This is a genomic window from Pseudarthrobacter sulfonivorans (assembly GCF_014712225.1).
In the GTDB taxonomy this organism is placed as follows: Bacteria; Actinomycetota; Actinomycetes; order Actinomycetales; family Micrococcaceae; genus Arthrobacter; species Arthrobacter sulfonivorans.
Window position 1 is genome coordinate 47,790 of the sequence record NZ_JACXBW010000016.1, and the last position, 12,577, is coordinate 60,366.

Genomic DNA, 12,577 nt, shown 5'->3' on the forward strand with positions numbered 1-12,577 from the left:
GCCGGACGAGAAAGGATCAGTGGAACCACGGATCCGGCACTTAAACCACTGAGGTTCAGTGACACTAACGAGTTTTCAGTAGCGCTAAGGAATGCCCGCCGAGACCCATGCGGCTATCTGTGCCCGCTTGCTGAACCCCAGCTTGTTGAGCGTGTTCCTGACGTGGCTCTCGACTGTCCGTTCGGAGAGGAAAAGCCGTGCGCCGATTTCTTTGTTGGTGCAACCCTCAGCCACCAATCGGGCCACTTCCAGCTCCCGCCGGCCCAACGGCGTAGGTGTCACGCCGGCGCCGGACGGGGCAACGGCGCCAACCGCGGCCGCCGGCTTCTTGTGGAGCGCCAACTGTACGGCAGCGCCCCGCCCGAGGGAACGGCCTGCAGCCGTCTCGGCGGCGAACCGCGCGGTTCCAAGCATCGCCGCTGCCGTCGCCTTGGCCGGCGTCAGCGCGCGCACGATCCCGGCATTCAACGTGGCTCCAGCCTCCTCCTGCAACGACTCTGCGGCCCCGAAGAGCTGGGCTGCGAGTCGCGGCTCCCGCGCCCGGGCGGCGCAGCAGCCGAGTCCGCCGAGGAGGTAGCACTGGGCCACACGGTCATCCAGTTCCCTGGCTAAAACCAGGGCTTCGCGGAAGTGCTGTTCGGCTTCGCCTGCCCTGCCGAGTTGAAGAGTGGCGAAGCCGTGGTTCAGCAGCATCATAACCAGGCTGTATTCGTCCCCGATCGACCGGCTGAGGGAGGCGCCCGGTGCTGCCGCGGCGAGAACCGCCGCCGGGTCGCCGTCGAGGAAGCCGTTCATGGCGACGGCCTGGTGGACCATCAGCGCAGCACCGACGTCGTCGATGCGGTCCACGATCCTCTGGGCCGCTTGGAGGTGGCGGCGTGCGGACACCGAGTCGGCGGACATGGTCGCGGCGATCGAGGCCATGGCCAGCAGTTGCGCCAGGAGTGGGCCGTCCGACCCGCGGGCAGCGTCGATCCCGCGTTCCAGCGCCCGGAGGGCCACGTCGGCGTCGTTCTGCAGGACGGCGAGGAAGCCTCTGACGAAGAGCGCCCACGGATGGGCGATGCCCTCATCGCGGGCGAGCAGGGCATCGAAGCGGCGCGCACCTTCGCTGGTGGCCCGCGTGATCCAGAAGTACACGAGGGAGACGGAAAGGTCGACGGCGGCCGGGTTGCCGGAGCGGACCAGCAGATCGAGGACCGCACGGATATTGTCAGCTTCGATCTCGGTCCACGCCAGCCAGCCGGCCAGCCGGTAGCGACCCTCGGCCGCGAACTGACCGCATTTCGCGGCATAATGCGCCGCCATCCGCGCGTACACCTGCTCTGTCTCCCCGGACTCCAGCAGGCGGAGGTGGGCGAACTCGCGCATGGATTCGTGCAGGCGGTAGCAGGGCGCCCCAGCCGTCCTGTCCCGGATCACCAAGGACTTGTCCACGAGCGAAAAGAGTACGTCGGCGGCGCCCGCCGGGCTGCCGGCACCGAGGCACACGGCCTCCACATCCTCCACCTGGAACCGGCCAACGAAGACACTCAGCTGCCGCAGCACGCGGCGCTCGTCGCCGTCGAGCAGTTCGTAGCTCCACGCGATGGCCGCCTCCAGCGTCTGGTGCCGCGGCAGCGCGGCGGGAGAGCCCTGCGTGAGGAGCGCGAACCGCTGGTCCAGCCGGCTGCGGATTTGTTCAAGCGACATGGCCCGGGTCTTCACGGCTGCCAGCTCGATGGCCAGCGGAATTCCGTCCAGCCGGCGGCAGAGCTCCACCACGGGGACCCGGCTATCCGGGGTGAGCCCAAAATGGCCCGACGCAGCCCCGGCACGTTCAACGAACAGCTGCACGGCCTCGTTGAGTCCCAGTCTCGCCAGGTCCGTCTCGTAGGGGTCCGGAAGCTCGAGGGGCGGCACGGGCACAACGTGTTCTTCGACGAGTCCCAGAGGCTCCCGGCTAGTGGCAAGGATGCGCAGATCGGGCCCGGCCTTGAGCAGTTCGCTGGTCAGCTGCGCCACGGGTCGCGTCAGGTGCTCGCAGTTGTCGAAGACCAGGAGCAGCTGCCTGCCCTTCACGTGCCGGGCCAGGGCCGCAGCGGGATCAACGGCCCCCTGCTCACGAAGGTCCAACGCCGTGAGCACCGCGCCGGCAAGAAGCGCCGGCTCGGGCACCTCGGCGAGCTCCACGAGCCAGACGCCGTCCGGGAAGTTCCGCCGCAGCTGGGTGCCGAGCCGAAGCGACAGCCGCGTCTTCCCCACGCCTCCCGGACCCACCAGGGAGACCAGCCGCGCGTTCAGAAATCTGTTCCTGGCCTCGCTGAGCTCCCGACGGCGGCCCACGAAGCTCGTCGTTTCGGCCGGCAGGTTCCCCGGAAGATCGCCATGGCTCCCCATGAAGACAAGGTACCGCGCTTCGGGCAGATTTCCCGGACGGAAGCGGACGACGGCGGGACCTCATCCGGAAGGCGCTAGCGCCTGTCCGGCAGGACGGGACCTTCCAGTGACGGATTGGAGCGGCGCGCCAAAGTGCGGTGGATTCCCGTATGGTCCAGGGCGCCGTCACCCTGGGCCACCATCTCGCCGAACAGTTCCGTCACGGTGCCGCTCAGCGGAAGATCCAGGCCGTCCGCAGCGGCCGCTTCCCTGATGAATCCGAGGTCTTTGAGCTGGTTTTTGGCACTGCCGCCGCCGGTGAAGTCGCCGCTTATCCAGCGGTTGCCTTTCTGCCGGAGGACTGCGGAATCAGCCAACCCGCCCTGCAACAGTTCAAGCATCACGGCGAGATCGAGACCTCCGCTGCGCGCCAAGAGCATCGCTTCGGAAACCGCGGTCACCGTGGCCGCGACAACAACCTGGTTGCAGGCCTTGGCCAGAGCCCCCGAGCCGCTCGGGCCCATGTACCGCACTGTGGTGCCCATGGCCTGGAAAACGGGCTCCACGGAGTGCGCCGCGTCCTTGTCCCCGCCCACCATGATGCTGAGCGTTCCCTCTTCCGCGCCGACGGTGCCGCCGCTGACCGGGGCATCCAGGACCGTAACCCCGTGCAGCCGGAGCAGCCGTTCGGCGAAGGCCGCGACGGCGATCGGGGACACCGTGCCGTGCACCACGAGGATGGGCCGGGTGATGTTTTTGGCCGTCCAGCCGGACAGCAGCCCGTTCTCACCCGGCAGCAACGACTCAACCTGATCAAGGTCGGGAAGGACAGTGAGTATGACGTCGGCTGCGGCGTCCGCCGGTGAGGTTGCGGCGCGCGCGCCGAGTGTAACCAGTGGTTCCGTTTTTGCGGACGTCCGGTTCCAGACGGTGAGGCCGCCGTCGAGCGCCAGAAGTTGGCGGGCCATAGGCCCACCCATGGGACCCAGTCCCAGCAGGGCAAGCGAGGCTGGCGTGGTTTCCGTCATGATCAGGTCCTTGAGTTGAGGCGAAGCCCCGCGCACCAGCCGCCAGCGAGCGGGCACGCGGCGCTGGGCGGGCGGGCAAGCGAGGTGGAAATCGAAGTGGAACCGTTTTACTTTTTGTACCATGCGAGGGCACTTGGTGTAAATCATGAGCTCCGGAGGCGCCGCGTGGCCACCGACGGCCCAAGCGGCGAGGCGGTGAACTACACCCGCAGCCTGGGCCGCGCCACACTGGACCGCTCGACAAGTTCAGCGTCGACCCGGACGACTGTCGGCTTTCCCGCGGCCTTCCCGTTTGGATGAGCAAGCGCCAGCCGCACGGAGTGCCTGGCCAGGAGGTCGATGGGCTGCCGGACAATCGTCAAAGGTGGAGTCATAAGTTCGGTCCACGGCGAGTCCTCGAAGACGATGACCGACAGTTCGTCCGGAATTGAAACCCCGGCATGCGACAGGCGCCGGAGCACGGCCGTCACCTGGGCGGTGTTGGCCACCACCAGGGCCGTGGGCGGATCCTCAAGATTGAGCAACGTAGTCATCGCATCGCCGCCGGCGGCACCCCTGAACGCTGCGGACCGGATGAGGAGATCGTCCTGATCCAATCCCGCCGCGTCCAGGGCTTCGCGGTAGCCGGCGATCCGGTCCCGGCCAGTCGTTGATGACGACGGGCCCGAGATGATCGCGATGCGGCGGTGCCCATGTGCGGCCAACAGGGCCGTGGCCGACCGCGCAGATTCGACGTTGTTGATGGTCACAACGTCCACCGCCGGCAGTGCAGGGATTGAGCGGTCAACGAAGACCACATCAGTACCCATGTCCTGGAGCTTTTTCCAGATTTCCAGGTTGTTCCCCGTGGGAGTGGCGATGATCCCGCTGACCCGGCGCTCAATGAGGGTGGAGAGCCGCTCGGACTCCAGCTGATCATCCTCCTGGGTGGTCATGAGCAGCACCTGGATTCCGCGCGAGTGCGCCTCCTGGACCACCTGGTCGGCCAGCCGGGCAAAGAAAGGGTTCGAGACATCGGCCAGGAGCAGCCCCAACGTGGTGGGCGGCCCGTGCTTCAGCTCGCGGGCGGCAGTGCGAGGGTGGTACCCAAGGGTTTCCATTACCTCGCTGACGCGGCTCCGGGTCGCAGCAGCCACAGGGCCGGATCCCGGATTGAGCACCCGGGATACAACGGCGACAGACACCCCCGCAGCCGCGGCAACATCGCGTATGGTCGGCTGCTTCTGCACGTGTACTCCTTGATCGGCTACTGCGGCTCTCCGGAACGTCCGGCAAGAACTTTTTCAGACTAGGGTATTGACCTCGTCGAGCAGGTGTGAAATAAAAGTGTAACCGGTTCCATTATGTTTACTTCGGAGCCGGTTGTCTACCGCAGCACCGCCAGGGACTGAGGCAGACACCCAGCCAGACACCTAAGCTTCCGCCGCAACGCTGCGGCCGGATCCTATGCTTTCCGCCGGCCATCCACACGGAGCCGCACCCATTGAAAGGTAGTTATGAACCTGCACAAACTTCTGACACAGCGCGAGGCCGAAGGCGCCCCGATCCGTGTGGGGCTGATCGGTGCCGGACGGTACGGCACCATGTACCTTGCGCAGGCCCGGAACATCCCCGGCATCCACGTTGTAGCCATCGCCGATATCAACGCGGAGCGCGCCAAGGGCGCACTCAAGCTGGTGGACTGGCCCGAGGAAGCCTTTGTCGAAGATATCGAGACCGCCCTCGCCACCAGGGCAACCACCGTGATCACCGATGCCTCCGCACTGTTCGACGCCGACTTGGACGTCATTGTTGAAGCCACCGGCAACCCGATCGTCGGCATCAACCACGCCCTCCGCGCCATCGAGACCGGCAAGCACATCATCATGGTCACGGTCGAGGCAGACGCCCTCGCGGGTCCGGCCCTCGCTAAGCGCGCCAAGGAAGCCGGCGTCGTCTACTCGTTGGCTTACGGCGATCAGCCCGCGCTGATCTGGGAACTCGTCGACTGGGCCCGGACATCCGGGTTTGACGTCGTCTGCGCCGGCAAGGGTGCCAAATACCTTGAGCACTATCACAAGATGAATCCGGACAATGTGTGGGAAAACTGGGAGTTCTCCAAAGAACTGACCGACTCCGGCCAGCTCAACCCGTACATGCACACCTCCTTCCGTGACGGAACCAAGGCCGCCATTGAGATGGCCGCCGTGGCCAACGCCGCGGGCCTGCGTCCGTCCGACGAAGGGCTGACCTTCACTCCCGGCAATGTGGAAGAGATCGCCACCATCTGCCGTCCCTCGGCTGACGGCGGCGTGCTCAGCAACGTCGGCAGCGTCGACGTGATGTCCAGCGTGACCCGCGACGGCGACTGGATCCCCCACAACACCCAGGAAGGCGTCTTTGTCGTGGTGAAGGCCACCAACAAGTACGTCTCCGGCTGCTTCCAGGAATACCCCTGGCACCCGGACCCCACCGGCCAGTACGCCGCCCTCTACCGTCCGTACCACTACGTCGGCCTGGAGCTGAACATCTCCATCGCCAACGCCGTACTGCGCGGTGTGGCCACCGGCGCGCCGGAAGGCTTCTATGCCGACGTCGTCGCCTGCGCCAAGAAGGAACTGCACGCCGGGGAAATCCTCGACGGCGAGGGCGGCTTCACGGTCTGGGGCAAACTGATCTCCGCCGAGAAGTCGGTCCGGGACCGCGCCCTGCCGGTCGCCATGGCCCACCACGTCAAGCTCATCAACGACGTACCCGAGGGTGGCATCGTGGGCTGGGACGACGTCGAAATTGACACCTCCCTGGACGAAGCCCTGAAGCTGCGGCGCGAGACGGAGGCCCTCGCACTCGACGTGGTGCCCGCGACATGATCGACAGGCGCACCTTCCTGGGGGCCGCGGCAGCGAGCATGTTGCTTGCCGGCTGCGGCGCCAGCCCGGGACTCGACCCGAACCGTGCCGCTTCAGCCGGCGGCACGTTGAAGTTTGGCAGCTGGCAGTGGCTCGAGCCGGGCCGCGGCGAGGCCATGTGGCAGGCAATCCAGGCCTACAAGGAAGCCAACCCCTCCGCGAGCCTGGCCCAAAGCACCACACCCTTCCTTTCCTTCGCGGACAAGCTCAATACCGAGCTCGGCGGCAAGGGCGGACCCGACGTCTTCGTTGTTCAGGACGTCAACTTCTACCCGCTGGCCGACGCCGGCATCCTGGCCCCGCTTACCTCTGTCCTCTCCGGCCACAAGGGCACCCCGTTCAATCACACGAACAAGTCCGGGCTGGTCAACGGGGTGCAGTACGGGATCACGTGGGAGCGGCTGAACTGGAACTTCTTCTGGAACCGCGGTCTCCTGGAGAAGGCCAACGTGACCCCGCCCAGCAACGTCCCGGAACTGATTTCGGCCGCAGCCCAGATCCGTTCCGCCACGGGGCTGGACGGGTTCGGTGTCCGCCATCAGATGACGGAGTTCGATTCCTGGTTCATGGACTTCGATGTGTGGACCTACGGGCACGGTGGATCCTGGTCGGATGGCTCACGCCCCACCATCGACTCCGCCGAGAACATCGCCGGCGTCGAGGCGTTCGGGGAGATCTACCGCTCGGGTGCCATGCCAATCGGCGACGACGCATCAACCATGCGTACCAAGTTCCGCGAGGGCCGCCTGGGCATGATGATCGACGTCTCATCGACTGTCGCCGGCATCCTGCGTTCCTCCAAAGCGCTGACATCGGCGGACATCGGATTCGCCGAACGCATTCCGCTCCCGCAGCCGTCTGCGCACCAGGAGATTGTGCTGGCGGTCAACGGTTACGGCAAGAACAAGAACCTGGCAGTCGATTTCGTGGGCTGGGTGGGATCCGACGCCGGCCAGGCGGCACTGCGGAAAGCCATGGGCCCGTCAACCCTGGCCACCGACGTCCCGCTGGCGCCCGATTACGCCGCGGCGAACCCGTGGGCCAAGTCCTTCATTGACCTGGCAGCGGAATCGAGGAGCCCGCTCATCAAGGGCTACGAGGCCCAGACCAAGGCCATCATGCGCGAAGTCATGACGCAGGTGGAACGCTACCTCGTGGACGGTGGCGACGCCGCGGCGGCGCTCTCCACCGCACAGAAACAAGTAACTCAGCTGCTCGGCTGAGTGCCCCAAAGCAAAGGACCCGGGCAATGACGCTCCGAACTTCGATCTCCCCGCCCGCCGTGGCACCGACGCAGATCCAGGACGCTCCCTCCAGGCACCACATGTGGCAGAGGATCTCGCCGTACATCTACATCGGCCCGGCCGTCATCTACCTGATCATTTTTATGATCATCCCGGTAGTGCAGGGCATTCAGCTCAGTTTCACGAAGACCCCGTTGGTCAGGCCCGACGGCGGCACCGGCGTGGGACTCGACAATTACACGCGACTGCTCAGCACTCCGCAGTTCTACAACTCGCTCGGCGCCACCATCCTGTACACGGCTGCGACGGTCATCTTCGCGGTGGCCATAGGCGCCGGAGCAGCCTTGCTCCTGAACCAGGCGTTTAAGGGCCGCACCATTGTCCGGGCCATCATCACGCTACCCTGGGCCGTCCCCACGGTTGCCACCGCGCTGATCTTCAGCTGGATCTTCAACCGCTCCGACGGTGTGCTGAACGAAGTGGTCGGAGTGTTCGGCGTAGGCCAGCAGGGCTGGCTGGTTGATCCGAAGTACGGCATGGCTGCCGTTGTCCTGACCTCGGTCTGGAAGGTCATGCCCCTAGTCATGCTCGTGGTCCTGGCCTCACTCCAGTCCATCCCCAGCGAGCTCTACGAAGCCACCCGTATGGACGGCGCCGGCGCGCTGGAAACGTTCAAGGCCGTCACATGGCCCCACATTGCCCCCACCGTCAGGGTGGTCACGCTGCTCATGACCATCTGGTCCATCCGCCGTTTCGAGATCATCTACCTCCTGACCGGCGGCGGCCCCGTCGACAGCACCAACACCCTCGTGGTCAACGTCTACCGGCAGGCCTTCAGCAACCAGGAACTGGGCCGCGCGGCAGCAATCGGCGCCCTCGGCCTGGTCCTGTCCCTGGTGGTCACCGTTGTCTACTTCATGATGGAACGGCGCAACGCCGCCAAGGAGGCCTAGAACGATGGCTACACAAGAAGCACACCCAGTCACAGAGCATGCCCCGCACAAGCGGCGGCTGAAGGCACCCGGTAAGCGGAACTTCAGCAAGCCCGTCCGCGTCCTCATGCTGGCCGCCCTGGTTCTTTTCTCGGGCTTCCCGCTCTACTGGATGCTGAACACCGCACTCAGCCAGGACTCCGAGCTTTACGGCCAGGCCCAGGGCTGGTGGCCGCACTGGGAACGGCTGGCGGACCTCGGCGACGTCATCGGCACCGTCCCCATCTTCAAATGGCTCACCAACTCCATGGTCATCGCCGGCGGCACTACACTGCTGTCCCTGATCTTCGCGGTGCTGGCCGGCTACGCATTGTCGCGGTTCAAGTTCTACGGCAAGGGCGCCGCAGGGTTCCTGCTCTTCGCCACGCAGATGCTCCCCGAAGCGCTCCTGGTGGTTCCCATCTACGCCCTGTTCGCCTCGCTTGGCCTGCTCAACGGAATGGGCGGCCTGATTCTCGCGAACGTCGCCTTCACGATGCCGGTGAGCGTCTGGATCATCAAGGGGGCCATCGATGCGATTCCCTACGAGATCGAGGAGGCCGCCGCCGTCGACGGTTGCCCCCGCGTCACTATCCTGTCGTTGGTGCTCACGCCGCTGATCCTGCCCAGCATCGCCGCGGCCGCCGTCATCAACTTCTTCGACGGGTGGAACGAGTTCCTCCTGGCCAAAACGTTCATTGCCGAACGCGATCTCTGGCCGGCGTCCGTGGGCCTGGCATCCTTCATCGGCCAGTACCTGACTTCCCTGAACTCCGTCATGGCCGCGGCCTTGCTGTTCACCCTCCCGGCGCTGATCTTCTTCCTCCTGGTCCAGCGTCGTATCGTCTCGGGCCTCACGGCCGGCTCAGTCAAAGGTTGATCATGGCAAAGCTCTCACTACGCAACATCAGCAAGCGCTTCGGCGACACGCAGGTCATCCACGACTTCAGCGCCGACGTGGACAACGGGGAATTCCTCGTCCTCCTGGGCGCGTCGGGATCCGGAAAGTCCACCCTGCTCCGCATTATTGCCGGGCTCACGGATCCCACCAAAGGCGACATCATCTTCGACAACCTGCGGGTGAACAGGCAAAGCCCGCGCGAACGGGACATCGCGTTCGTCTTCCAGTCCTATGCGCTCTACCCGCACCTGACAGTCCGCGAGAACATCACGTTCCCGCTGGCGCTGGACAAGTTCAAGGCCTGGCACCACATCCCGGGCATCAGCGCGATCGCACGCCGCATCTTCGGTTCCTCAAAGGAGGTCGCAGAGCGGGTGGACAGCGTTTCCTCCATGCTGGAACTGGACGAGTATTCGAAGCGCAAGCCCGGCGGGCTCTCCGGCGGCCAGCGCCAGCGCGTGGCCCTCGCCCGTGCCCTCATCCGCAACCCTTCGATGTTCCTGCTCGATGAGCCGCTGTCCAACCTGGATGCGAAGCTCCGCGCTGAACTCCGCGGCGAAATCGTCCGGCTGCACAAACTGACCGGAAAGACCTTCGTGTACGTTACGCACGACCAGGTTGAGGCCATGACCATGGCCACCCAGATCGTCATCCTCCACAACGGCATCGTGCAGCAGCACGCCACGCCGCAGGAAATCTATGCCCGCCCCGCCAACACGTACGTCGCCCGGTTCATCGGCAGCCCGCCCATGAACCTCATGAGTGCGACCGTCGCCGACGGGCAGCCGGCACTCGGCAGGCTTCGGCTCCCGGCACCCGAAGGTCTCCGGCTCGGCACCGGACCGGTCACCTTGGGCCTGCGCCCGGAACACCTCACCGTTTCCGCCGACGTCGACGGGCCCGGCCTCCCGGGCACGGTCCGGAGGATCGAAGACCTCGGTGCGGACACCCTGATCGGCATCCAACCCGACCGGACGCTGGACCTGAAACTGTGGGAGCTCAACCAGGACGACCTCATCTGGATCCGCCAGACGGGACAGACCCGCCTGATGACCGGCGATCCGTGCACCGTGGCTCTCAACGCCGGCATGGCCAGCTACTTCGACAGCGATACCGGTGCAAACCTTGCATCAGCCGCGGAGGTCTCCGACGCGGGAATGCTGTCCTCCCACGGCTAATATGACCACCAACACAGATCCCGTTCCACACGTAAGGAAAAGGCACCTATGACCATCGTTGTCACCGCAGAGTTCACTCCGAAAGAAGGCACCTACGACCAGGTGGTTGCTGCCCTCTCCCCCGCCATTGCAGAAGTGCACGAAGAACCGGGCTGCTTGCTGTATGCCATCCATGAATCGCCGACTGGCCGGATCATGATGATCGAAAAATGGGAAAGTGCGGAGCTGCTGGACGCCCACGGCGCCGGCGACCCCGTCAAACGGCTCAATGCTTCGCTGGATGGGCTCCTCGAAAAGCCGGTGGAAGTTACCCGCCTAGTGCCGATCCCGGCGGGTACCACCCACCAGGGCAGTCTTTAACGAGCAAAGCGGACGACGGCGGAGGTCCCGCCGTCGTCGCTTTCCGTTAAAACCTCGCCTAGGATTTCTTTGCAGGCTTTGCCTGGCTCTTCGCGCTGGGGGTAGCGGTAGTGTCCTTCGGGTTGTTTGCGTCCTGCAACTCCACCTCTGCGGTGGCCTGGATCAGCGCAAGCAGGTCGGGGTCGAGTCCAGGGGCGAATTCCTCGCGGCGCTCCGGGGAGATGGTCATGGGGAAGCCTTCAGGCATGACGTCGGTACTGAGCTCGGTCCCGTCATTGGACGGTGAGGCGCCGCGGTAGAGTTTGCCGGCCTCGCTGAGGTTATCCGCGCTGAACGTGTACTGGATGCTCTGCAGGCCTTTGTCCAGCAGCTTCTTGACCTCGGGGAACTGCTCGGCGTTGGTCTTGGGGATCGGCAGGACCTTGCCCCAGTTCACGCCCAGGCTTTCCAGCGCTTTGGCGAAGGCGTTCTCGTGGGCCTGGTCCCGGACAATGAGGTAGGCGATGGTGGACCGCGCGGTTTTGTTTTCCGTCATCTCGTAAATCCGGCATTTCTGCAACCGGCCGGTGGATTCCAGCATGAGGTTGTACAGCAGGTCCAGGACCAGGTTGCCGCTGTTGTAGACATAGGATCCGCTCCACGGGTTGCCCGCCGCGTCCACAGGCAGGGCGCCCTGAGCGCCCACGAGGTAGTGGTGGATATTGCTGGTGTCCAGCGCAATCTTCAACGGCGTGGCACCCTTAGCGCCGGGCTCATCCACCGGATCGGTCTTTTTGCCCTGGTAGCGCGGGGAGCCGTCCAGGAGCTGGGAGATGGTGGTTCCGATGAGTTCGACATGGCTGATCTCCTCGGTGCCGACGCCTTGGAGCAGGTCCTTGTAGGGTTTGGAGGCAGCATCGCCGCGGAAGTTCATGCTCTGGAACAGGTACTGCATCATGGTGCGCATCTCGCCGAACTGCCCGCCGAGACCCTCCTGCAGCGCATTGGCTGCGGCAGGATCCGGCTCGTCGGCAGCGATTTCGTTGATCAAAAGCTGGGTATGCAGGTACATTTTTTCCTCACTCGTTGATCCATTGACGGGGCATTGTTGACGTTGAATGGGATTCGGCGGATGCGGGGTTCTGCAGGCTTTCCACGAATCTGGTGAGTTCTCTGCGAAGTTTTCGCCACCCCTGCGCGTCCGCCGGGAAGGCGTTGGCCTGTGCATCGCGGGCGGACTGCAGCAGGGTCCGGCCAGCTTCGGTGAGCCCAATAGTGAATTGACGCCGGTCCCTCGGATGGCGTGTCCTGGTGACCAGCCCAGCACTGTCGAGCCGCTCCAAGACCCTGCCGATGGTCTGGCTTTTGACGTGGATGGCGCTGGCCAACTGTTCCTGGTTGAGGGGGCCGTTGGCGAGACCACCCATGGCTATGGCCGCAGCCCGGGTCAGTCCCAAGGGAGCCAGGACCTCATCTTGGCGGCGCTGCAACAACCGCGCCGCCAAGATGAGGAGCCGGTATCCATCCCGGATATCGCTTTCTAAATTGCTCATCTGAACCGTCCTTGCCTCTGACGTTCACACGACGCAGTGACGTCGATGCTGTCTGTGCCTACGACGGTGGAGCACATCGTGGGCGGATTACGCATGGTTCGCGCCACTACCATAAGC

General features: G+C 64.8%; 11 protein-coding genes. 6 read left to right on the forward strand and 5 right to left on the reverse strand.

Features of this window, described 5'->3' with window-relative positions:
• Positions 1-84: 84 nt before the first annotated feature.
• The 3 genes from IAQ70_RS23110 to IAQ70_RS18145 all read right to left on the reverse strand — a co-directional run bounded on the left by IAQ70_RS23110 (position 85) and on the right by IAQ70_RS18145 (position 4,615).
• Positions 85-2,379, reverse strand: a complete 2,295-nt coding sequence (locus IAQ70_RS23110) for a LuxR C-terminal-related transcriptional regulator (RefSeq protein WP_190990832.1) — start codon at positions 2,377-2,379, stop codon at positions 85-87.
• 74 nt (positions 2,380-2,453) lie between these two features.
• Positions 2,454-3,386 carry an NAD(P)-dependent oxidoreductase gene (locus IAQ70_RS18140; RefSeq protein ID WP_190990834.1) on the reverse strand — a complete coding sequence of 311 codons (933 nt, stop codon included), beginning with the start codon at positions 3,384-3,386 and terminating at the stop codon, positions 2,454-2,456.
• 200 nt (positions 3,387-3,586) lie between these two features.
• Positions 3,587-4,615 (reverse strand): substrate-binding domain-containing protein, encoded by a 1,029-nt coding sequence (locus IAQ70_RS18145; protein ID WP_190990836.1) that lies wholly within the window; start codon positions 4,613-4,615, stop codon positions 3,587-3,589.
• Between the two features lie 267 nt (positions 4,616-4,882).
• On the opposite strand from IAQ70_RS18145, the gene IAQ70_RS18150 reads away from it, so the two are divergent.
• The 6 genes from IAQ70_RS18150 to IAQ70_RS18175 are packed head-to-tail and all read left to right on the forward strand — an operon-like array spanning position 4,883 to position 10,928.
• Positions 4,883-6,235 carry an NAD(P)H-dependent oxidoreductase gene (locus tag IAQ70_RS18150; protein ID WP_190990838.1) on the forward strand — a complete coding sequence of 451 codons (1,353 nt, stop codon included), beginning with the start codon at positions 4,883-4,885 and terminating at the stop codon, positions 6,233-6,235.
• A complete protein-coding gene (locus IAQ70_RS18155; protein WP_190990840.1) occupies positions 6,232-7,497 on the forward strand; it encodes an ABC transporter substrate-binding protein in 1,266 nt (421 codons plus the stop codon). The genes IAQ70_RS18150 and IAQ70_RS18155 overlap by 4 nt, the downstream gene beginning before the upstream one ends.
• A gap of 26 nt (positions 7,498-7,523) precedes the next feature.
• Positions 7,524-8,471 carry a carbohydrate ABC transporter permease gene (locus tag IAQ70_RS18160; protein WP_190990842.1) on the forward strand — a complete coding sequence of 316 codons (948 nt, stop codon included), beginning with the start codon at positions 7,524-7,526 and terminating at the stop codon, positions 8,469-8,471.
• A gap of 4 nt (positions 8,472-8,475) precedes the next feature.
• Positions 8,476-9,369: a carbohydrate ABC transporter permease gene (locus tag IAQ70_RS18165; protein ID WP_190990844.1), complete on the forward strand. Its 894-nt coding sequence runs from the start codon at positions 8,476-8,478 to the stop codon at positions 9,367-9,369.
• A gap of 2 nt (positions 9,370-9,371) precedes the next feature.
• Positions 9,372-10,568, forward strand: a complete 1,197-nt coding sequence (locus IAQ70_RS18170; RefSeq protein WP_190990846.1) for an ABC transporter ATP-binding protein — start codon at positions 9,372-9,374, stop codon at positions 10,566-10,568.
• Positions 10,569-10,616: 48 nt separating this feature from the next.
• A complete protein-coding gene (locus tag IAQ70_RS18175; RefSeq protein ID WP_190990848.1) occupies positions 10,617-10,928 on the forward strand; it encodes a putative quinol monooxygenase in 312 nt (103 codons plus the stop codon).
• 58 nt (positions 10,929-10,986) lie between these two features.
• Here IAQ70_RS18175 and IAQ70_RS18180 read toward each other — a convergent pair whose 3' ends face one another.
• Positions 10,987-11,979 (reverse strand): manganese catalase family protein, encoded by a 993-nt coding sequence (locus tag IAQ70_RS18180; protein ID WP_190990850.1) that lies wholly within the window; start codon positions 11,977-11,979, stop codon positions 10,987-10,989.
• A gap of 7 nt (positions 11,980-11,986) precedes the next feature.
• Positions 11,987-12,460, reverse strand: coding sequence for a MarR family transcriptional regulator (locus tag IAQ70_RS18185; RefSeq protein WP_190990852.1), 474 nt, complete (start codon positions 12,458-12,460; stop codon positions 11,987-11,989).
• Positions 12,461-12,577 lie beyond the last annotated feature (117 nt).

Coding starts and splice junctions, on each gene's coding strand:
- IAQ70_RS23110 (WP_190990832.1), bottom strand. CDS start 2,379: ATGGGGAGCCATGGCGATCTTCCGGGGAACCTGCCGGCCGAAACGACG.
- IAQ70_RS18140 (WP_190990834.1), bottom strand. CDS start 3,386: ATGACGGAAACCACGCCAGCCTCGCTTGCCCTGCTGGGACTGGGTCCC.
- IAQ70_RS18150 (WP_190990838.1), top strand. CDS start 4,883: ATGAACCTGCACAAACTTCTGACACAGCGCGAGGCCGAAGGCGCCCCG.
- IAQ70_RS18155 (WP_190990840.1), top strand. CDS start 6,232: ATGATCGACAGGCGCACCTTCCTGGGGGCCGCGGCAGCGAGCATGTTG.
- IAQ70_RS18160 (WP_190990842.1), top strand. CDS start 7,524: ATGACGCTCCGAACTTCGATCTCCCCGCCCGCCGTGGCACCGACGCAG.
- IAQ70_RS18165 (WP_190990844.1), top strand. CDS start 8,476: ATGGCTACACAAGAAGCACACCCAGTCACAGAGCATGCCCCGCACAAG.
- IAQ70_RS18170 (WP_190990846.1), top strand. CDS start 9,372: ATGGCAAAGCTCTCACTACGCAACATCAGCAAGCGCTTCGGCGACACG.
- IAQ70_RS18175 (WP_190990848.1), top strand. CDS start 10,617: ATGACCATCGTTGTCACCGCAGAGTTCACTCCGAAAGAAGGCACCTAC.
- IAQ70_RS18180 (WP_190990850.1), bottom strand. CDS start 11,979: ATGTACCTGCATACCCAGCTTTTGATCAACGAAATCGCTGCCGACGAG.
- IAQ70_RS18185 (WP_190990852.1), bottom strand. CDS start 12,460: ATGAGCAATTTAGAAAGCGATATCCGGGATGGATACCGGCTCCTCATC.